Raw genomic sequence first — 19268 nt, forward strand, 5'->3', positions numbered from 1 at the left:
AGAAACCCGATGACTCCTGCCAGACAGACCCGGATCGAGGCCCCCGAACCGGGGTGGACCGTGCACGCCGACGTGGCCGTGGTGGGCTCGGGTATCGCCGGACTGAGCACCGCCCTGCGCTACGTGCGCGCGACCTCGGCGGGCCGGGTCGTCCTGGTCACCAAGGACCGGCTCTCCACCGGTTCCACGGCCTACGCCCAGGGCGGCATCGCCGCGGCCATGGCACCCGAGGACGGGCCGGTCGCCCACATGGTCGACACCCTCCTGGCCGGGGCGGGGATGTGCGACCCGCACGCGGTGCACGTCCTGGCCACCGAGGGGCCCGACGCGCTGCGCTGGCTCATCTCCCTCGGAGCCGAGTTCGACCGGGAGGACGACGGCGCTCTGTCCCTCACCCGTGAGGGCGGCCACCGGGCCGACCGGGTGGCCCACGCGGGCGGCGACGCCACCGGAGCCGAGATCCAGCGGGCGCTGGTCCAGGCGGTGCTGTCGGAGGAGCGGATCGAGGTCGTCGAACACGCCGTGGCACTGGACGCGCTGCGCGATCCGGTCGGCGGCGCGGTGTGCGGTGCCACCCTCCACGTCATGGGCGAGGGGGAGCGCGACGGGGTCGGCGCGGTCCTGGCCCCCGCCCTCGTGCTGGCCACCGGCGGCATGGGCCAGGTGTTCGCGGCCACCACCAACCCGACGGTGTCCACCGGTGACGGGCTCGCGCTGGCCGCCCGGGCCGGGGCCCGCCTGCGCGACCTGGAGTTCATCCAGTTCCACCCGACCGTCCTCTGGCTCGGCCCGCACGCGCGCGGCCGCCAGCCCCTGGTCTCCGAGGCCCTCAGGGGCGAGGGCGCCTACCTCGTGGACGCCGAGGGCCGACGGATCATGGAGGGCGTCCACGAGCTCGGCGACCTCGCCCCCCGCGACGTCGTCGCACGCACCATCGCCCGGACCATGGCCGAACAGGGCACCGACCACGTGTACCTGGAGACCCGCCACTTCGGCCGTAGCACCTGGGAACGCCGCTTCCCGACCATCCTGGCCTCCTGCCGCGACCACGGCATCGACCCGCTCTCCGAGGTCATCCCGGTGGCCCCGGCCGCGCACTACGCCTCCGGCGGGGTCGAGACCGACATCGACGGGCGCACCGGGGTCCCCGGCCTGTGGGCGGTGGGTGAGGTCGCCCGCACCGGCGTGCACGGCGCCAACCGCCTGGCCTCCAACTCCCTCCTGGAGGGGCTGGTCTACGCCGACCGGATCGCCGCCCGCCTGGCCGACCAGACCCGGGACCGCGAACAGACGCGGGCCGGCGAACAGACGCGGGCCGGACGGTCCGTCGCGGGGGCCATGACCACGGGTGCCACCGCGCCCCTGGCCGACCCGGACACCACCGCCACCGTCCGCGCCCTGATGTCCCGCGACGCCGGGGTCCTGCGCACCGGCGAGGGCCTGGCCGCGCTCGTCGACTGGCTCGACGCCCTGGCGGTGCCCGCCGAACCGGTCGCCCCCGGTGTCGCCGCCTGGGAGGCCACCAACCTGCTCACCGTGGCCCGCCTCGTGGCCGCGGCGGCGCTGCGCCGTACCGAGAGCCGCGGCGCGCACCAGCGCGCCGACACACCCGAACCCCGACCCGAGCTGCGTGTGCGGCCCGTGGTCGTCCGACTGGAAGGGGACACGATCGTGACCACCGACGAGATCCGGGAGCCCTCCCTGCCGCCCGCCCTCGTGTCCGAGCTCGACGCCATCGTCTTCCCGCTCGCCCAGCCCGACCCCTCTCCGGAGGCGCGCGCCGAGTTCGCGCTCCCGTGGACCGCCCCCCACCAGTCCCACGTCGACACCGTCCGCCGAGCCCTCGCCGAGGACCTCACCGCCGGTCCCCGGATCGACGTCACCACCGTGGCCACCATCCCCGCCGACCAGGTCCGCACCGCCCACGTCGTGGCCCGCGCGGACGGCACGGTCAGCGGGCTCGCGCTCGCCGAACTCGTGTTCTGGACGGTGGCCGAGGGCGCTGTGGAGGTCAGCCGGCAGGCCGAGGACGGGGACTCCGTCAAGCGCGGCGACGTGCTCATGACCGTCACCGCCCGCACCCGCGACCTGCTCACCGCCGAGCGCACCGCGCTCAACCTGCTCACCCACATGTCCGGTATCGCGACCGCCACCCGCGCCTGGGTGGACGCCGTCGCCGGTACCGGGGCGCGGATCAGGGACAGCCGCAAGACCACACCGGGGCTGCGCGCGCTCGACAAGTACGCGGTCCGCTGCGGGGGCGGGGTGAACCACCGCTACTGCCTCAGCGACGCCGGACTGGTCAAGGACAACCACGTGGTCGCCGCCGGGGGTGTGGGCGAGGCGGTCCGCGCCATCCGCTCGCGCTTCCCGGACCTGCCCCTGGAGGTCGAGGTCGACCGGGTCGACCAGATCGAGGACGCGCTGGCCGCGGGTGCGGAGGAGATCCTGCTGGACAACTTCTCCGTGGAGCGGCTGACCGAGGCCGTGGCCCTCGTGGACGGCCGGGCCCGCCTGGAGTCCAGCGGCGGCCTCACCCTCGACACGGCGGCCGACGTCGCCGCCACCGGGGTCGACTACCTGGCGGTGGGCGCGCTCACCCACTCCAGCCCCGCACTGGATATCGCGCTCGACCTGTCGTGAGGGGCGCGCTTGGTGGAAGATTCCTTGGGTACACACCAATTCGACCAGTGAGGCCCCCAGAATGCTGCTCGCGATCGACGTCGGCAACTCCGAGACGGTCTTCGGTCTGTTCGACTCCGAGGACCTCGTCGAACACTGGAGGGTGGGCACCGACACCCGGCGCACGGCCGACGAGTGGGCGGTGGTCCTGCGCGGGCTCATCGACGGCAGCTCCCTGAGAGACCCGGGCGAGGTCGACGGCATCGCGATGTGCTGCACGGTGCCGTCCGTCCAGCACGAGATGCGGGACATGTTCCGGCGCCACTTCGGCGACCTGCCCGCCGTGATCGTCGAGCCCGGGGTGAAGACGGGCGTCCCCATCCGCACGGACAACCCCAAGGAGGTCGGCAGCGACCGGATCATCAACACGCTGGCCGCCAGCCACCTCTACGGGGGTCCCAGTGTGGTGGTGGACTTCGGTACCGCGACCACCTTCGACGCGGTCAGCGTCAAGGGCGAGTACGTGGGCGGGGCGATCGCACCGGGCATCGACATCTCGGTGGACGCCCTCTCCCGGCGCGGGGCACAGCTGCACATGGTCGAGATCGTGCGGCCGCGCTCGGCCATCGCCAAGAACACCACCGAGGCGCTGCGCTCGGGCATCGTCTTCGGGTTCGCCGGACAGGTCGACGGGATCGTGGACCGCATGGTCACGGAGCTCACGGACCGCCCCGACGACGTGACGGTGGTGGCCACCGGCGGCCTGGCCCCGACGGTGGTCGGCGAGTGCGAGACGGTCGACGTCCACGAACCCTGGCTCACCCTCACCGGGCTGCGCCTGGTCTTCGAGCGCAACGCGGGCTGACCCCCGGGGTGGGCGGCCCCCGCGCCCACCCCGCCGAGCGGAGTCCGTACGTCGCGGGGGCGCCCGCTCGCGGTGCTTCCGGGCGCCCCGGCGCCGGTAGGATCGGGGCCGTGAATGACACGCACGACGACTATGACGACCTGCCCGAACAGATGCGGGTCCGGCGGCAGAAGCTGGACCGTCTCCGGGAGGAGGGCACCGACCCCTTCCCCGCGAACTACCCGCGGACGACGTCGATCGGTCCCGTGCGTGAGAAACACCAGGGACTCGAACCCGACACCCACACGGGGGCGCGGGTCGCCATCGCGGGCCGCGTCATGCTCTACCGCTCCGGCGGCAAGCTGTGCTTCGCGACCCTGCGCGACGAGACCGGTGACGTGCAGGTCATGCTGTCCCTGGACCAGGTGGGCAAGGAGAGCCTGGACGCCTGGAAGGCCGACGTCGACCTCGGCGACCACGTGGGCGTGGAGGGCGAGGTCATCACCTCCCGCCGGGGCGAGCTGTCCATCCTGGTGAGCGACTGGACGCTGACGGCCAAGTGCCTGCGTCCGCTCCCGGAGAAGCACAAGGGCCTCACCGACCCCGAGGCCCGGGTGCGCCAGCGCTACGTGGACCTCATCGTCAACCCCGAGTCGCAGCAGATGGTGCGCAGCCGTTCGGCCGCCATCCGGGCGATCCGGGAGGGGCTGAGCGCCCGCGACTACATCGAGGTCGAGACCCCGATGCTCATGCGCGTGCACGGCGGCGCCACCGCGCGCCCGTTCGTCACGCACATCAACGCCTACGACATGGACCTGTACCTGCGCATCGCGCCCGAGCTGTCGCTGAAGCGCCTGGTCGTGGGCGGCCTGGAGAAGGTCTTCGAGGTCAACCGGAACTTCCGGAACGAGGGCGCGGACTCCACGCACAACCCCGAGTTCACGATGCTGGAGTTCTACCAGGCCTACGCCGACTACGACGACGTGGCCCAGGTGACCCGCGAGCTCATCCAGGAGGCCGCCCGCGCGGTCTTCGGCTCCACCACGATCGAGCGCGACGGGGAGACCTTCGACCTCGGTGGCGAGTGGCCGCGGATCACCCTGTACGGCGCGGTCTCCGAGGCCCTTGGGGCCGAGGTGACCCCGAGGACGCCGGTCGAGGAGGTCCGTCTCCTGGCCGAGGCCAAGGGGGTCGAGTACAGCCACGAGTGGGGCCCGGGCAAGCTGGTCGAGCACGTCTTCGAGGAGCTGGTGGAGCACACGCTCGTCCAGCCCACGTTCGTGTGCGACTTCCCGCTGGAGACCAGCCCGCTCACCCGTCAGCATCGCGAGGACCCGCTGCTCACCGAGAAGTGGGACCTGATCGGATTCGGGATGGAGCTCGGCACGGGCTTCTCCGAGCTGGTGGACCCGGTCGAGCAGCGCCGTCGCCTGACCGAGCAGTCGCTGATGGCCGCCGACGGCGACCCCGAGGCGATGCAGCTCGACGAGGACTTCCTGCGGGCCCTGGAGTACGGGATGCCGCCGACCGGCGGTGTGGGGATCGGCATCGACCGCCTCCTGATGGCCTTCACGGGTAAGAACATTCGGGAAACGGTGCTCTTCCCCATCGTGAAGCCCTCCGGCGCGTAGCCGGAGGCCTCTGCGGAGGCGGTATCGGCTTCGGCCAGAATTTGACGATGGCATGACCGGAAGACCGGTTCGGGGGCCGTCGCACCACAGGTGCGGCGGCCCCGTCTCATGGGACCACCCGGGGCGGAAATGTGGCGGAGACCACGAGATTCGCCTCACTTAACGGTCAGACGACACAAACCGCCCGACAGGACGGGATGTCCCGCGAGGTAGAGACCAGTTTTTCCCGAGGAAGTCGAGTTACCGACGACCGGCCATTGTTGAAGATTGTTTACGCAGGTCAGGATGGGGAGGATATTTCCCGACCCGCGAAGGAGTGACTCTGGGGCTTTGCCTCATCACACATGGTCATTTATTGGGCCTTGACGGTATCATCCGCTCCGCCTAGCGTGCTGAGGGCGGACTTCGGTCCGCGAGTTTGCCGAAGTGTTCGAGAACGACGGTGAGCCGGGGCCCGGGTCGAGACACGATCCGCGGACCCGCCGCACGCGTACCCATGACGTGGCCTGTCCGTCCCAGGCCGCGACGCCCCCGGGTCCGTGCGTCTCGTGCTCCCCTCCGACCCCCACCCCTGTGCCAGAGGGGCCGCCGGGGGACGGTCGGGGTGTCTGGGACTCGCCCGCGCCGACAGCCAGTCGACGCACTCGACCCCTCGGTGACGAGTTGATGTTCCGCACTCACATGGATGAGGGAGGACGGAGTGGAACAGGCCACACTCGTACGACGTACCGTTGAGGACCCGAACACCCACGCGCCGCGGGAGCACAGGGAGAACGTGGTTCCCCTTCAGGCCCGGTCGAGGGAGAACGCGTTCAACGGTTCCTACACCCCGGTCGAGCTGAGCCACGAGGAACTCGAGCTGCTCGCCGAGATCGCCACCGGTGTCACCACCGAGGTGGCGGCACGGCACCTCGAACTCAGCGCCCGGACCCTACGGCGTCGCATCCGCAACATCTGCGACGTGCTGGGAGTGAACACACCCATCGAGGCGGTCGTGTGGGCCGCGCGGCGCCAGCTCATCTGATCTGACGCCACCCGGCCGACACCGGGAGACACCGCGGGCATACCGGCCCGGCAGGGCCCTGCCCTCCCACCCGACGAGGAGCGTTTCGGGGGGAGGCCGCATGGGCGTAGTCTGGTCCGGCTATGCCCGTTCGTCATGTCCGGGTACGTCGCGCCAGGACGCGCGACGTGACCCACATCCGCCGCCTCGTCGACACCTACTCCGTCGACCGCCGCGTGCTCTCCAAGAGCACCGTCAACCTCTACGAGGACATCCAGGAGTTCCGGGTGGCCGAGGCGGAGGACGTCCCCGACCCGCAGGCGGGCGACCCCGCTCCGGTGGGCGGTCCCCGCGTGGTCGGCTGCGGCGCCCTGCACGTCCTCTGGGAGGACCTGGCGGAGGTGCGCACCGTCGCCGTGGACCCCTCCCTGCGCGGTTTCGGCGTCGGACACCGAATCGTGACCGAACTGCTGGACACCGCCCGCGAGTTGGGCGTACGCCGTGTGTTCTGTCTGACATTCGAGACCGGTTTCTTCGCCAAACACGGCTTTGCCCCGATCCAGGGCACCCCGGTCCCGTTCCGCGTCTACGAGGAACTCCTGCGTTCCTATGACGAGGGCGTGGCCGAATTCCTCGACCTGGAGCGGGTCAAACCCAACACCCTGGGGAACACCCGGATGCTTGTGCACCTGGACGAGGCCCCGGCCGGCGCGCCCGGCTAAAGCTTTTGGGAGGCGGCTTAGGGTGGGCCTCGCCTTCGTAACGGATCTCCACATCGTCGCTGATGGTCGTAGGTCCTTAACCGCACCGGGTGGTATGGATGTGGAACAAGGCAGGTAATGTGTACCTGCGCCCGTCGGGATCACCGGTTCCCCGGTGAAGTGACGACGGGACGTTCGGCGCCCCGGATTAGTGGGACGCCGTCTGCGATGGGCCGACTCCGTGACGGAGGCCTTCCGCGCGGCGACGGAACAGTCGATCGGACATTGGCCACCATCCGGCTTTGCGGGGCCGTCTTCGGTACATCCGGTGTCATGCCGGGGGCAAACGATGTCTATGATGTCTGGTATGCGTTTGCCCGGCGGTGCCGGAGCGCCATCCCCCAGGGCAGTCCCGACACTGAGTCGGGTATTTGCTGCAATAAGTAACAACCAGGAAGGGTAGGCCGCTTCGATGGGTGACTTTTTGTCATCGGTGCTTCCCCCTGGACTGATCGACGTATTGTCCGCGCTCATCCCGCCCGTAGTTGTCGCGACCGTGTTCTGTGCCTTCGTCATCAAGCTGCTGCGCAAGGAGATGGCGCCGCGCAGGATGGACGGAAGCCTGGTCAGCGACGAGGCGAAGGATGAGGAGGCCGGGGCCGACAACGGCGCGGCCGGGGTCGACCAGACCAAAGCGGCGAACGAGACGCCGATTGCCCAGGGTGGGGAACGCGCCGAATCCGACGTTCGTTAGATACGGTGCCCCGCTGAACCCGGTCCCCGGTACCAACAGTGCTGGGGGGCCAGCGTGTGCGGGCCGACTCACAGGCCCCGCGCTGCTCCGGCGACCCCGAATCCGGCCGCCCCGGGCCGAGGTGATTTCTGGCACGCCGGGAATTGTCTTTCGCGTTCGCGCGAGATAGCTTTATATTCAGGTGTGGAGACACCGCTCTGCTGAAAGGTTTGATTCCATGGCACAGAAGGTCCAGGTTTTCCTGGTCGATGACCTCGACGGCGGCGAGGCCGAGGAGACGGTGACGTTCGGTCTCGATGGATCGACGTACGAAATCGACCTCAGCGCGGGTAATGCCGCCAAGCTCCGCGAGGCCCTTACTCCGTTCGTCGAGGCCTCCCGCAAGGCCCCCGCGAAGCAGGCTCGCGGTACCGCTCGTCGTGGTACCCGGAATGCTCCCAGCCGCGAGCGCAGCGCCGAGATTCGCGCCTGGGCGAAGGCCGCCGGGAAGCCCGTCAATGAGCGTGGCCGTATCCCCGCTGCCATCGTCGCCGAATACGAGGCCATCAAGGGTTAGGTTTACGCCGTCCGACCCGCCGGAATAGGGGTGGGTCCAGATCGACATTTCGCCCCGCGCGGCGCCGTATCGGCGTCCGCATCCCGTTCGTCCCGAGGCCCGTTCTCCGGGCCTGTGACACCGGGGCGGCAAGGGCAACCCCGGGGGCGTGAGGCCCTGCGGGGCGGACCCCGGCCCGACGCCGGGGAGGTGTCCGACCCGGATTCGCGATCCCCACCGCTGACGGCGAGGGGCGGTGCGGGTGGAGTGACACGCCCGGGACCCGCGTCCCGCGAGACGTTCGCGGTCGCGCCGGTGCGACGGCGCGCGGCACGGTCCGCGTCGCCGAGTGAGGGGCCCGCGAGCGCGAGGAGCCGACCCCGGCCCAACCGTCGGGGTGGGGCGCCCACGGGCCGACCCGGGAAGACCGGGTCACTCCGGGAGATGGTCCGGTCCATTTCCGCTTGAAGAACAACACGGCTTCCGCTTGTTCGCTAAGAGCCGATAATCGGGCTTACGCACGTGCGGCCCGGGCACTCTCGTGATGGAGGGGAGTCCCGGGCCGTTCGCCTTCGGCGTACAGGGAAATCTGACGCCCCAATTGGTAGTTGGATGTTGGGTGAACGCCCTATCGTCGGGGAAAGTCTCTGGCACGGACGGCTGCGGTCGGCCGTACGGAGACGTCCACCTTGTCGGCATCCGCCGTCGGGTGGGCGGGTGCGACAGTGCTCCCCGGGGCGGTTAATCCCTGTGGGGCCTATATGCGGAAGAGTCGGGTCGGTCGTCACCGTCCCTGCCTGACCGCTCTGTAGAGGAGCGACGAGACATGTTCGAGAGGTTTACCGACCGCGCGCGGCGAGTGGTGGTTCTGGCTCAGGAAGAGGCCAGGATGCTCAACCACAACTACATCGGTACGGAGCACATCCTGCTCGGCCTCATCCACGAGGGTGAGGGTGTCGCCGCCAAGGCTCTCGAGAGCCTTGGTATCAGCCTCGAAGCGGTTCGGCAGCAGGTCGAGGAGATCATCGGTCAGGGCCAGCAGGCGCCGTCGGGACACATTCCCTTCACCCCGCGCGCCAAGAAGGTCCTTGAGCTGTCGCTGCGCGAGGCGCTTCAGCTCGGCCACAACTACATCGGTACCGAGCACATACTGCTGGGCCTGATCCGCGAGGGCGAGGGCGTCGCCGCCCAGGTCCTCGTGAAGCTCGGGGCGGACCTCAACCGCGTCCGCCAGCAGGTCATCCAGCTGCTGCACGGGTACCAGGGCAAGGAGCCGCAGGCCACCGGCGCCTCCTCCGAGTCCACCCCCTCCACCTCGCTGGTGCTGGACCAGTTCGGCCGCAACCTGACGCAGGCCGCGCGCGAGTCCAAGCTCGACCCGGTCATCGGCCGGGACAAGGAAATCGAGCGCGTCATGCAGGTGCTCTCACGGCGCACCAAGAACAACCCGGTGCTCATCGGTGAGCCCGGTGTCGGTAAGACCGCCGTGGTCGAGGGCCTGGCCCAGAAGATCGTCAAGGGCGAGATCCCCGAGACGCTCAAGGACAAGCAGCTGTACACGCTGGACCTGGGCGCCCTGGTCGCGGGCAGCCGCTACCGCGGTGACTTCGAGGAGCGCCTGAAGAAGGTGCTCAAGGAGATCCGCACCCGCGGCGACATCATCCTGTTCATCGACGAGCTGCACACGCTGGTCGGAGCGGGCGCGGCGGAGGGTGCCATAGACGCCGCCTCCATCCTGAAGCCCATGCTGGCCCGGGGTGAGCTCCAGACCATCGGCGCGACCACGCTCGACGAGTACCGCAAGTACCTGGAGAAGGACGCCGCGCTGGAGCGCCGCTTCCAGCCGATCCAGGTGGACGAGCCGACGATCACGCACGCCATCGAGATCCTCAAGGGCCTGCGCGACCGTTACGAGGCGCACCACCGCGTGTCCATCACCGACAGCGCCCTGGTGGCCGCCGCGCAGTTGGCGGACCGCTACATCAGCGACCGCTTCCTGCCGGACAAGGCGATCGACCTCATCGACGAGGCCGGTTCGCGGATGCGCATCCGCCGGATGACCGCGCCGCCGGACCTGCGCGAGTTCGACGAGAAGATCGCCGGTGTGCGCCGCGACAAGGAGTCGGCGATCGACGAGCAGGACTTCGAGAAGGCCGCGTCCCTGCGCGACGACGAGAAGCAACTGCTCAACAAGAAGGCGCAGCGGGAGAAGGAGTGGAAGGCCGGCGACATGGACGTCGTGGCCGAGGTCGACGAGGAGCTCATCGCCGAGGTCCTGGCCGCCTCCACCGGTATCCCGGTCTTCAAGCTGACCGAGGAGGAGAGCTCGCGCCTGCTGCGCATGGAGGACGAGCTGCACCGCCGGGTCATCGGCCAGGAGGACGCCATCAAGGCGCTCTCCCAGGCGATCCGCCGTACCCGCGCCGGTCTGAAGGACCCCAAGCGCCCCGGCGGTTCGTTCATCTTCGCCGGCCCGTCCGGTGTGGGTAAGACCGAGCTGTCCAAGACCCTGGCCGAGTTCCTGTTCGGGGACGAGGACGCGCTGATCCAGCTCGACATGTCCGAGTTCATGGAGAAGCACACGGTCTCGCGGCTGTTCGGCTCGCCTCCCGGCTACGTCGGCTACGAGGAGGGCGGCCAGCTCACCGAGAAGGTGCGCCGCAAGCCGTTCTCCGTGGTCCTGTTCGACGAGATCGAGAAGGCCCACAACGACATCTTCAACTCCCTGCTCCAGGTGCTGGAGGAGGGTCGTCTCACCGACGCCCAGGGTCGCAACGTCGACTTCAAGAACACGGTCATCATCATGACGACCAACCTGGGTACGCGGGACATCTCCAAGGGCCAGGCCATGGGCTTCGCTAAGGAGGACGACGCCAACACCAACTACGAGCGGATGAAGGCCAAGGTCAGCGAGGAGCTCAAGACCAACTTCCGGCCGGAGTTCCTCAACCGTGTGGACGACGTCATCGTCTTCCACCAGCTGACGGAGAAGGAGATCTTCCAGATCGTCGACCTGATGATCACGAGCCTGGACAACCGGCTCAAGGAGAAGGACATGGGCATCGAGCTCCGCCCCAAGGCGAAGCAGATCCTGTCCGAGCGCGGGTTCGACCCGGTCCTGGGTGCGCGGCCGCTGCGTCGCACGATCCAGCGGGAGATCGAGGACCAGCTCTCCGAGAAGATCCTCTTCGGCGACCTCAAGGCGGGCCAGATCGTCGTGATCGACGCCGAGGGAGAGGGCACGGACGCCAAGTTCACCTTCAAGGGTGTGCCGAAGCCCTCCGCGGTGCCGGACACCCCCGAGGTGGAGTCCGCCGCCAAGGGCGAGTAGTGACGCCGACCGGTCGCCTGCCGGTGCCGGTCTGAGGACGGGGGCATCCCTTCGGGGGTGCCCCCGTCGTCGTCTCCGGAGGCGAGGGGAGGGGCCCGGGCGTTAGGGTGCCGTCCGTGGCCACTCCAAACGAACCCCGCCCGGACGGCTTTCCGCCGCCTCAGCCGGTGCCTCCCGGCGCCCCGACCCCTCAGGGCTCCCCGGGGCCCTACGACGCCCCTCAGGGGCCTCCGGCGGGCCACGTGCCGCCGGGGCCGCCCCCGGGCCAGGCCCCTCAGGGGCCGCCGCCCGGCTACGCGCCACCGGGGTGGTCTCACCCGGGGGCCCACGGACAGGGTCCGCCCCCCGGTGCCGGGTACCCGCACCAGGCGCCCCCGCCCGGAACCCCGTACCAGGGCCCGCCCCACCAGGGGCCCCCTCCCGGATATCCGCCGCAGGGCTACCCGGGTGCGCCCGGACCCCCTCCGGGGCCGCCGTCCGGCGGAGGGTCGGCCGCCCCGTGGCTGGTCGCGGGCGGTGTCGCCCTGGCGCTGGTCCTCGTGGGCGGAGCGGTGCTCGGTGGCGTCTGGTTGTACGGCGGGTTCGGGGGAGGCCAGCCCGCCTCCGGCGGGGTCGAGACCTTCGACGACCTGTCCAAGAACCACGTCGACACCGGCGTGAGCGTCGACTACGAGCAGCACCCGCCGGTGGGCGGCGAGCACTACGAGTTCTGGCAGAACTGCGGGGTGTACGACGAGCCGGTCCTCACCGAGGCGGCCGTGCACTCCCTGGAGCACGGGGCGGTGTGGATCACCCACGACCCGGGGCTGTCCCCGGACGAGGTGGCCGTGCTGGCCGCACACCACTCACCGGGTTCCTACGTGCTGCTCAGCCCGATGGACGACCTGCCCGCGCCGGTGGTGGCCTCGGCCTGGGGAGCCCGGATCGCCCTGGAGGACCCGGCCGACCCGCGACTGTCCGACTTCCTGCTGGAGTACGAGCAGAGCCCCGCCGCGCCCGAGCCGGGCGCGCCGTGCAGCGGAGCCTTCGGTGGCACCCAGGCGGAGTTCGACGCCGAGGGGGCCGGGGCGCTCGACGCCCGGACGAACTGAGCACGGCGGGACCGGGCGCTCCTCGGGGGAGGGCGCCCGGCTACCCGGGAAGGGCGTACCGGCCGTCGTCCAGGGGATCGACGAGGCCGTCGGAGACCAGGGCGTCGAGGGCGCGCTCGCGTTGGACGCCGTCGTCCCAGACCGCGTCGAGGGCGTCCTTGACCACCGGTTCACGCGAGGCGCGCAGCACGGCGAGGAGCTTGCCGCGCACCTGCCGGTCGGTGCCCGCGTAGGTCTGTCCCCGCCGGGGAGGGCCGTCGTGGGCGGGCTTCCCGGCGGCCTTCCAGGCGCACTGTCCGGCGATGGGGCAGTCGGCGCAGCGCGGTGAGCGGGCCGTGCAGACCAGGGCGCCCAGCTCCATCACGGCCACGCCCCAACGGGCCGCCACGGACGGGGTCGGGGGAAGGAGCCGTTCGGCCAGGGCGGTCTCCGCCTTGGTCTGGGCTTTCGGGGGGTACTGAATCCCGGTTTCGGTCCTGGCCAGGACCCGGCGCACGTTGGTGTCCAGAATGGCGTGCCGCTGTCCGTAGGCGAAGCTCGCGACCGCCGCCGCCGTGTAGGCGCCGACACCCGGGAGCGACAGCAGGGTCGCGTGGTCGTCGGGGACCTCGCCCCCGTGCTCCTCGGTGATGGCCACGGCGCAGGCGTGCAGGCGCAGCGCCCGGCGCGGGTAACCGAGCCGGTTCCACATGCGCACGGCTTCGCCCGACGGCTCCTTGGCCAGGTGGGCGGGGGTGGGCCAGCGCTCCATCCAGGCCTCCCACGCGGGCAGGACCCGCACGACGGGGGTCTGCTGGAGCATGATCTCGCTGACCAGGACGGACCACGCGGAAGCGTCGGGGTGGCGCCAGGGCAGATCCCTGGCGTTGGTCTCGTACCACGCCAGAACGGCGGTGCTGTAAGGGTTATCGCTCATCTTTAACGGGAAATCGGCGGGTTGAGTAGGTGGCTGGCACGCGGAACCGCAATACTACGGCCCATGGCGTCAAGTACCGGACAACCAGCACCTGTCAGCCGCGAGACCTACTGGAAGCGACGCGCCTTCGTGCTGGCCGGCGTGATGCTGGTACTCACCCTGGTGGCGCTCGCCTTCCGCAACACCTCCGACGGCGGTGAGACGACGGGCTCCCAGGCGGCCGTCGAGGAGCCCGAGGCCTCCGCCAGCGCCCCCGAGGACGAGCCCTCCGACGCCGCGAGCGACGAGGACGCGGACCCCTCGCCCTCACCCTCCCCGTCGGCCTCCGCCTCCGCCTCGCCGTCCGAGGGCGAGGAGGACGGGGACGACTCCGAGGACGGCTCCGGAGGGGGGTCGGCCGACGCCGCGGCGCCCGAGCGCCCCGAGGACCACTGCCGCCCCCAGGACGTCTTCGTCACCTTCGAGTTCGCGGAGAAGGAGCGGGAGGTCTACGGAGGCGGCGCCAAGCCCGAGTTCAAGGTGACCGTGGTCAACGTGGCCGAGCAGACCTGCACCGTGGACGTGGGCCCCGAGGCGATGGAGCTCCGGTTGGACTCCGGTGACGACCGCATCTACTCCTCCGCCGACTGCGTGGAGGGCAACAGCAAGGAGGAGCGCCAGCTCGCCCAGGGGCGTCCGCACGAGTACACCCTGACGTGGGACCTGGAGCGTTCCTTCACCGACTGCCGAAGCGGCGGGACCAAGGCCCAGCCCGGCTGGTACAAGGCCAACCTGCGCGGCGACCACGTCGGAAGCGTCGACCAGCTCGTGTTTCAGCTCAAGGCCTGACCCGCGCCGCCGGGGCCCGATCGGGCCCCGGACGGTATCGGTTCGCACAAAAAGCACCACTCTTGGTCACTAGGTGGCTACCATTCGTGTCGAAACGTCTTCTCGTCTCGTCTCGGGAGTTCCAGTGAATCGTATGGCCACCGCCCTGACCTGTGCCGCCGCCGTCGCCCTCTCCGTGGTCGCGGCCGCGCCCGCCTCCGCCGACGAGCGGAGCACCCGGTACACCCTGGAGGTCCTCGGCGGCGTCGAGCACCGGGGCGAGACCGCCATGAGCTGGGCCCGCGCGGCCACCCTAGAGTGCGACCCGGCCGGCGGCGACCACCCGCGCGCCGAGGAGGCCTGCGGCCTCATCGCGCAACACGGTGACATCGCCAGCGTGATGGCCAACCCCAACGGCGCCTGCACGATGGAGTACCGCCCGGTCACCGTCCGGGTCACCGGGGCCGAGGACTACGAGGAGACCTTCGGCAACGCGTGCCAGATGGCCAACGCCAAGGGCGCCATCTTCGACTTCTAGTCGTCCGAGGAGTCGGACGGGGAGTCCCGGCGGCGGCCGCGCCGCCGCACCCAGGACAGTGCCTCGCTGAGCTCCTCGACCTCGTGCACGCGGATGCCCCGCACCGGGTCGCCGAAGTTCTTGGGTACCACCGCCTGCGTGAAGCCCAGGCGCTGCGCCTCGGCGACCCGGCGGCGCACACCGTTCACACTGCGCACGTCACCGGCCAACCCCACCTCCCCGACCGCGATGAACCCGCTCGGAAGCGCGACGTCGTTGTTGGAGCTGGCGGCGGCCAGCGCCAGCGCCAGGTCCACGGACGGCTCGCCCAGCTTCACTCCGCCCACGGTGGAGGCGTACACGTCCATGCTCGCCAGCTTCATGCCGGTGCGCTTCTCCAACACGGCGAGGATCATGTTCACCCGTGAGGTGTCCAGGCCGGAGGTGGCGCGTCGGGGCGCGGGCAGAGGCGTCGGGGCGACCAGCGCCTGGACCTCGGTGATGAGGGGGCGCCGCCCCTCCAGGGTGACGGTCACACAGGTGCCCGGTACCGGATCGGTCCGTTCGGTGAGGAAGAGGCCGCTGGGGTCGGGCAGCCCGTGGATGCCCTTCTCGGTGAGCTCGAAGACGCCGATCTCGTCGGTCGGCCCGTAGCGGTTCTTGACCGCGCGCAGCAGGCGCAGCTGGGAGTGGCGTTCGCCCTCGAAGTGCAGGACGACGTCCACCAGGTGCTCCAGGAGGCGGGGACCGGCGATGGAACCGTCCTTGGTGACGTGGCCGACCAGCACGGTCGCGATGCCGCGCTCCTTGGCGATCTGGATGAGGGCGCCGGTGACCTGTCGGATCTGGGTGACGCCGCCCGGGACGCCGGCGGCCTCCGGGGAGACCATGGTCTGCACCGAGTCCACGATCAGCAGCTGGGGGGCCACCGCGTCGACGTGGCTGGCGAGCGTGGCGACCGAGGTCTCGGCGGCGAGGAACAGCTGGTCGGAGAGGGCGCCGAGGCGTTCGGCGCGCAGGCGCACCTGCCCCGCCGACTCCTCGCCGGTCACGTAGAGGACGGGCGCCTTGGCCGCGCGCATGGCCGCGACCTCCAGGAGGAGGGTCGACTTGCCCACGCCGGGCTCACCCGCGAGCAGGACGACGCCGCCGGGGACCGCGCCGCCGCCCAGGACCCGGTCGAGCTCGTCGACCCCGGTGGGAACCGCCTCGGCGCTCTCCACGCTGATCTCGGTGATGGGGCGGGCCCGGGAGGTCACCGGCGCGGCCGCGACCGCCATGGGGGCGGGTGCCCCGGCCTCCTCCACGGTGCCCCACGCCTGGCACTCGCCGCAGCGACCCACCCACTTGAGGGTGGTCCACCCGCACTCGGCGCACCGGAACGTCGTCTTCGCTGCTTTCGCCATGGTCGACACGCTAACGGCTGGGGGTGACAGGACCGCCTGGAACCGGAGCGGCCGCCGCGACACAAGAAAGTTACCTACCGGTTAGGTCAAGGGTTTCGTCAGTCATGTTAGAGAATGTGTGGGGAGAGTCACTCTCTCCCCACGGTCCGAACACTCCTGTGCCCCCGCTCCTTGGAGAGAGGAATCCCCTCGTGTTCCGTACGAACCGCACCCCCGCCGCCCCCCGCGCGGCCCGGGACGCCCACCGTCCCGGTACGCTGCGACGCCTCGCCCGGCTCACCGCCCCGCTGGCCCTGGCCACGCTGGGCCTGTCGCTGGCCACCGCGCCCGTCGCCGCCGAGACCGAGGCGGCCGAGACCGTCGAGGCGGCCGCCTTCGAGCACTACGTCGCCATCGGCGACTCCTTCGTCGCCGGGCCGCTGGTCCAGGCCCAGGCCAACATGCCGCTCCTGGGCTGCATGCAGTCCTCGGTCAACTACCCCAAGCGCCTCGCCGACGAGCTCGGGATCGCCGACCTCACCGACGTCAGCTGTTCCGGCGCCGTCATGCGCCACCTGTACGAGGCGCAGTTCGACGACACCCCGGCGCAGCTGGAGGCGCTCCGTCCGGAGACCGACCTGGTCACGGTGGGTATCGCCGGGAACGACTTCGGTTTCTCCGAGGTGCTCCTCGAGTGCGCCAAGCGCAGTCTGACCAACCCGCTGGGCAGCCCGTGCTCCGACTACTACGGTGACGAACTCGACCACCGGATCGAGGGGCTTCGGGGCGAGGTCTCGGGCGTGTACGCGGACATCGCGGAGCGCAGCCCGAACGCCACGGTGCTCAGCGTCGGCTACCTCCAGATCCTGCCGGCGAGCGGCGGATGCTGGCCCAGCACCCCGATCTCCCGGGGAGACGTCCCGTTCCTGGACGAGGCCCAGACCGCGCTGAACGCGATGCTCAAGGAGGAGGCCGAGGCGCAGGGCGCGGTCTTCGTCGACACCTTCGAGCGCGGGCACGACGTCTGCCAGGGCTCCAGCACCCGTTGGGTGGAGGGGCTGATCCCCGAGGACGGCGCGCCGATCCACCCGAACAACCTCGGCATGGCGGCGACGACCGACTTCGTCCGTTCCGCCCTGAACGTCCCGCAGCCGTAGCGGTTCGTCACTCGTGGTGACTGGCCTCGGCGGCAGTCGGTCGTTTGTTCGCACGACGACCGGTTTGCCCGCCGAGGTCAAGTGGTCTTTACCCTCTTTGGATGCTGATTAGGCTACGGAGAGTGATTTTCCCTGGGGTCTGTGTGACCAATGGTGGTGAGTCGTTGGCGACGAGACCCGCGTCACAGCGGTGCGGGCGGCCTCCGGCGCACCTTCAGGGAGCATCACGTCATGCGAGAACCCCGACACCACGAGCCAGCGCGGGCCTGTCGTTCCACCGCCAACCCGGGATGCCAGGCCGCAGCCGTCCAGGCGCGGCGCACGCCGCGCGCACTCGTCGTCACCGTCCTCGCGGCCGCCCTCGCCGCGGGGGGAGCCCCCGCGCTGGCCCAGCCCGCCGACCATCCCGCGTCCGGAGCCGCGGCCGCGGTCCCCCGGCAGAGCGCCGAGAGCGCCCCGGAACCCGAACGCGTCCACCAGTCCCTGTCTGCCAGCGCCGTGGACAAGGCCATCGCCGCGGCGGAGGAGCAGAAGGGCAAGCCCTACGCCTGGGGCGGGACCGGCCCGAACTCCTTCGACTGCTCCGGGCTCGTGCAGCACTCCTTCAAGCAGGCCGGGGTGAGCCTGCCCCGCGTGGCCCACGACCAGGTCCGGTCCGGGACCCGGGTGAGCTACTCCAAGGCCCGGCGCGGCGACGTCCTGTACTGGACCGACGGGGGCGGATACGCCTACCACGTCGCCATCTACCTCGGCGGCGATCGCATGATCGACGCCCCGAGCTCCGGCGGGAAGATCGCCGAGCGGGACGTGACCCGCTACAACCTGGCGGGCGCCGTGCGGCTGTGAGCCCGACCGCCGCGCCACCGCGCCACCGCGCGCGCCACTGAATCCGCCACGGCCGCTCCCGGTATCCCGGGGGCGGCCGTCCGCCGCGCACGACCTCCCCTTCCGCCGCCCGCGGGCGTCCTCGCCACGCCGGATTCGGGAGGCCGCACGCGCCAGATCGCCGCGAAGCGCATACCCTGGAACGCGTGAGCCCTATCCAGGTCCCAGACGCGCCCGTGGTCCTCTCGTCGGCGTCGGTCTACCCGGAGAAGACCCCGGCCGCGTTCGAGATCGCCGCGAAGCTGGGGTACGACGGCGTGGAGGTCCTCGTGTCCTCCGACCCGGCCAGCCAGGACACCGAACTCCTCCGGCGCCTCTCGGACTACCACCAGATGCCCGTGACCGCGATCCACTCGCCCTGTCTCGTGCTGACACAGCGCGTGTGGGGCCGCGAACCCTGGGGCAAGCTCGTCCGGTCCAAGGAGATGGCGGAGGCACTCGGGGCCAAGGCGATCGTGGTGCACCCGGCCTTCCGCTGGCAGCGCGAGTACGCCCGCGACTTCGAGAACGGCGTGGCCCGCATGCAGCAGGAGACCGACGTGGTCTTCGCCGTCGAGAACATGTACCCGGTGCGGGTGCGCGACCGCGAGGTCGTTCCGTACGCGCCGAGCTGGAACCCGCTGGACCGGGACTACCCGGACGTCACCCTCGACCTGTCGCACACCGCCATGTCCGGCTCCGACGCCATGGACATGGCCAGACGGCTGGGCGACCGGCTCTCCCACGTACACGTCGCGGACGGTTTCGGCGGCCAGAACCTGGACGAGCACCTGATCCCCGGGCGCGGGAGCCAGCCCGTCGCCGAACTGCTCGAACACCTCGCGGGCAGCGGCTACGAGGGGCAGCTGGTGCTGGAGGTCAGCACCCGCAAGGCCGTGGACCGGCAGGCGCGCCTGCGCGAGCTGGCCGAGGCGCTGGCCTTCACCCGGCTGCACTTCGCCCAGGGGCCGCCCGAGCCCGAACCCGCGCTGGGCCGCCGTGAGCGCATCGCACTGTTGCGCCGACGCCCGCAGACCCCGCCCCGGCGCTTCTCGGTGGACCAGGGCGGCACGGCCGACGACGAGGGCACGGCAGGGGGCTGAGACCGGC

16 protein-coding genes are annotated in these 19268 nt (G+C 70.7%); 14 read left to right on the forward strand and 2 right to left on the reverse strand.

Annotated elements, in window-relative coordinates:
* Nucleotides 1–9: 9 nt before the first annotated feature.
* The 9 genes from ABZ635_RS13240 to ABZ635_RS13280 all read left to right on the forward strand — a co-directional run bounded on the left by ABZ635_RS13240 (nt 10) and on the right by ABZ635_RS13280 (nt 12512).
* The gene (locus ABZ635_RS13240; protein ID WP_357763587.1) at nt 10–2643 is read left to right on the forward strand and encodes an L-aspartate oxidase; all 2634 of its coding nucleotides are present in this window, start codon (nt 10–12) and stop codon (nt 2641–2643) included.
* Between the two features lie 61 nt (nt 2644–2704).
* Nucleotides 2705–3487, forward strand: a complete 783-nt coding sequence (locus tag ABZ635_RS13245; protein WP_357763590.1) for a type III pantothenate kinase — start codon at nt 2705–2707, stop codon at nt 3485–3487.
* A gap of 110 nt (nt 3488–3597) precedes the next feature.
* Complete coding sequence (gene lysX, locus ABZ635_RS13250) at nt 3598–5097, forward strand: bifunctional lysylphosphatidylglycerol synthetase/lysine--tRNA ligase LysX (RefSeq protein WP_357763593.1); 1500 nt, start codon at nt 3598–3600, stop codon at nt 5095–5097.
* Nucleotides 5098–5797: 700 nt separating this feature from the next.
* Nucleotides 5798–6121 (forward strand): LuxR C-terminal-related transcriptional regulator, encoded by a 324-nt coding sequence (locus tag ABZ635_RS13255; protein ID WP_357763595.1) that lies wholly within the window; start codon nt 5798–5800, stop codon nt 6119–6121.
* A 122-nt stretch (nt 6122–6243) separates the two neighbouring features.
* On the forward strand, nt 6244–6822 hold the full coding sequence (locus ABZ635_RS13260; RefSeq protein WP_357763598.1) for an amino-acid N-acetyltransferase: 579 nt from the start codon (nt 6244–6246) through the stop codon (nt 6820–6822).
* Nucleotides 6823–7273: 451 nt separating this feature from the next.
* Nucleotides 7274–7555: a hypothetical protein gene (locus tag ABZ635_RS13265; protein WP_357763601.1), complete on the forward strand. Its 282-nt coding sequence runs from the start codon at nt 7274–7276 to the stop codon at nt 7553–7555.
* A 217-nt stretch (nt 7556–7772) separates the two neighbouring features.
* Complete coding sequence (locus tag ABZ635_RS13270; protein ID WP_357763604.1) at nt 7773–8111, forward strand: Lsr2 family protein; 339 nt, start codon at nt 7773–7775, stop codon at nt 8109–8111.
* A gap of 805 nt (nt 8112–8916) precedes the next feature.
* Nucleotides 8917–11421, forward strand: a complete 2505-nt coding sequence (locus tag ABZ635_RS13275) for an ATP-dependent Clp protease ATP-binding subunit (RefSeq protein WP_357763607.1) — start codon at nt 8917–8919, stop codon at nt 11419–11421.
* 551 nt (nt 11422–11972) lie between these two features.
* Entirely contained in the window at nt 11973–12512 is a 540-nt protein-coding gene (locus ABZ635_RS13280; RefSeq protein ID WP_357763610.1) for a DUF3105 domain-containing protein, read from the forward strand.
* Between the two features lie 40 nt (nt 12513–12552).
* Here the strand turns inward: ABZ635_RS13280 and ABZ635_RS13285 are convergent, their stop codons facing one another.
* Nucleotides 12553–13428: an A/G-specific adenine glycosylase gene (locus ABZ635_RS13285; protein WP_357763613.1), complete on the reverse strand. Its 876-nt coding sequence runs from the start codon at nt 13426–13428 to the stop codon at nt 12553–12555.
* A 144-nt stretch (nt 13429–13572) separates the two neighbouring features.
* Between ABZ635_RS13285 and ABZ635_RS13290 the strand changes: the two genes are divergently transcribed.
* Nucleotides 13573–14256 carry a hypothetical protein gene (locus tag ABZ635_RS13290; RefSeq protein ID WP_357763734.1) on the forward strand — a complete coding sequence of 228 codons (684 nt, stop codon included), beginning with the start codon at nt 13573–13575 and terminating at the stop codon, nt 14254–14256.
* A gap of 133 nt (nt 14257–14389) precedes the next feature.
* Nucleotides 14390–14773: an SSI family serine proteinase inhibitor gene (locus ABZ635_RS13295; protein WP_357763616.1), complete on the forward strand. Its 384-nt coding sequence runs from the start codon at nt 14390–14392 to the stop codon at nt 14771–14773.
* Here the strand turns inward: ABZ635_RS13295 and radA are convergent.
* The gene (gene radA, locus ABZ635_RS13300; RefSeq protein ID WP_357763618.1) at nt 14770–16158 is read right to left on the reverse strand and encodes a DNA repair protein RadA; all 1389 of its coding nucleotides are present in this window, start codon (nt 16156–16158) and stop codon (nt 14770–14772) included. The genes ABZ635_RS13295 and radA overlap by 4 nt on opposite strands.
* Before the next feature lie 191 nt (nt 16159–16349).
* On the opposite strand from radA, the gene ABZ635_RS13305 reads away from it, so the two are divergent.
* From ABZ635_RS13305 to ABZ635_RS13315, 3 genes are all read left to right on the forward strand, one after another.
* Nucleotides 16350–17294 carry an SGNH/GDSL hydrolase family protein gene (locus ABZ635_RS13305; protein WP_357763620.1) on the forward strand — a complete coding sequence of 315 codons (945 nt, stop codon included), beginning with the start codon at nt 16350–16352 and terminating at the stop codon, nt 17292–17294.
* A gap of 231 nt (nt 17295–17525) precedes the next feature.
* Nucleotides 17526–18140: a C40 family peptidase gene (locus ABZ635_RS13310; protein ID WP_357763623.1), complete on the forward strand. Its 615-nt coding sequence runs from the start codon at nt 17526–17528 to the stop codon at nt 18138–18140.
* Nucleotides 18141–18325: 185 nt separating this feature from the next.
* Nucleotides 18326–19261 (forward strand): sugar phosphate isomerase/epimerase, encoded by a 936-nt coding sequence (locus tag ABZ635_RS13315; protein WP_357763626.1) that lies wholly within the window; start codon nt 18326–18328, stop codon nt 19259–19261.
* Nucleotides 19262–19268: the final 7 nt, after the last annotated feature.

Origin of the sequence: Nocardiopsis sp. NPDC007018 (assembly GCF_040635075.1) — a bacterium.
Classification (GTDB): Bacteria; Actinomycetota; Actinomycetes; order Streptosporangiales; family Streptosporangiaceae; genus Nocardiopsis.

What these genes read in the sequence shown, in the direction of transcription:
- ABZ635_RS13240 (WP_357763587.1), top strand. Translation starts at nt 10, where the DNA reads ATGACTCCTGCCAGACAGACCCGGATCGAGGCCCCCGAACCGGGGTGG.
- ABZ635_RS13245 (WP_357763590.1), top strand. Translation starts at nt 2,705, where the DNA reads ATGCTGCTCGCGATCGACGTCGGCAACTCCGAGACGGTCTTCGGTCTG.
- ABZ635_RS13260 (WP_357763598.1), top strand. Translation starts at nt 6,244, where the DNA reads ATGCCCGTTCGTCATGTCCGGGTACGTCGCGCCAGGACGCGCGACGTG.
- ABZ635_RS13265 (WP_357763601.1), top strand. Translation starts at nt 7,274, where the DNA reads ATGGGTGACTTTTTGTCATCGGTGCTTCCCCCTGGACTGATCGACGTA.
- ABZ635_RS13270 (WP_357763604.1), top strand. Translation starts at nt 7,773, where the DNA reads ATGGCACAGAAGGTCCAGGTTTTCCTGGTCGATGACCTCGACGGCGGC.
- ABZ635_RS13275 (WP_357763607.1), top strand. Translation starts at nt 8,917, where the DNA reads ATGTTCGAGAGGTTTACCGACCGCGCGCGGCGAGTGGTGGTTCTGGCT.
- ABZ635_RS13285 (WP_357763613.1), bottom strand. Translation starts at nt 13,428, where the DNA reads ATGAGCGATAACCCTTACAGCACCGCCGTTCTGGCGTGGTACGAGACC.
- ABZ635_RS13290 (WP_357763734.1), top strand. Translation starts at nt 13,573, where the DNA reads ATGCTGGTACTCACCCTGGTGGCGCTCGCCTTCCGCAACACCTCCGAC.
- ABZ635_RS13295 (WP_357763616.1), top strand. Translation starts at nt 14,390, where the DNA reads ATGGCCACCGCCCTGACCTGTGCCGCCGCCGTCGCCCTCTCCGTGGTC.
- radA (WP_357763618.1), bottom strand. Translation starts at nt 16,158, where the DNA reads ATGGCGAAAGCAGCGAAGACGACGTTCCGGTGCGCCGAGTGCGGGTGG.
- ABZ635_RS13310 (WP_357763623.1), top strand. Translation starts at nt 17,526, where the DNA reads ATGCGAGAACCCCGACACCACGAGCCAGCGCGGGCCTGTCGTTCCACC.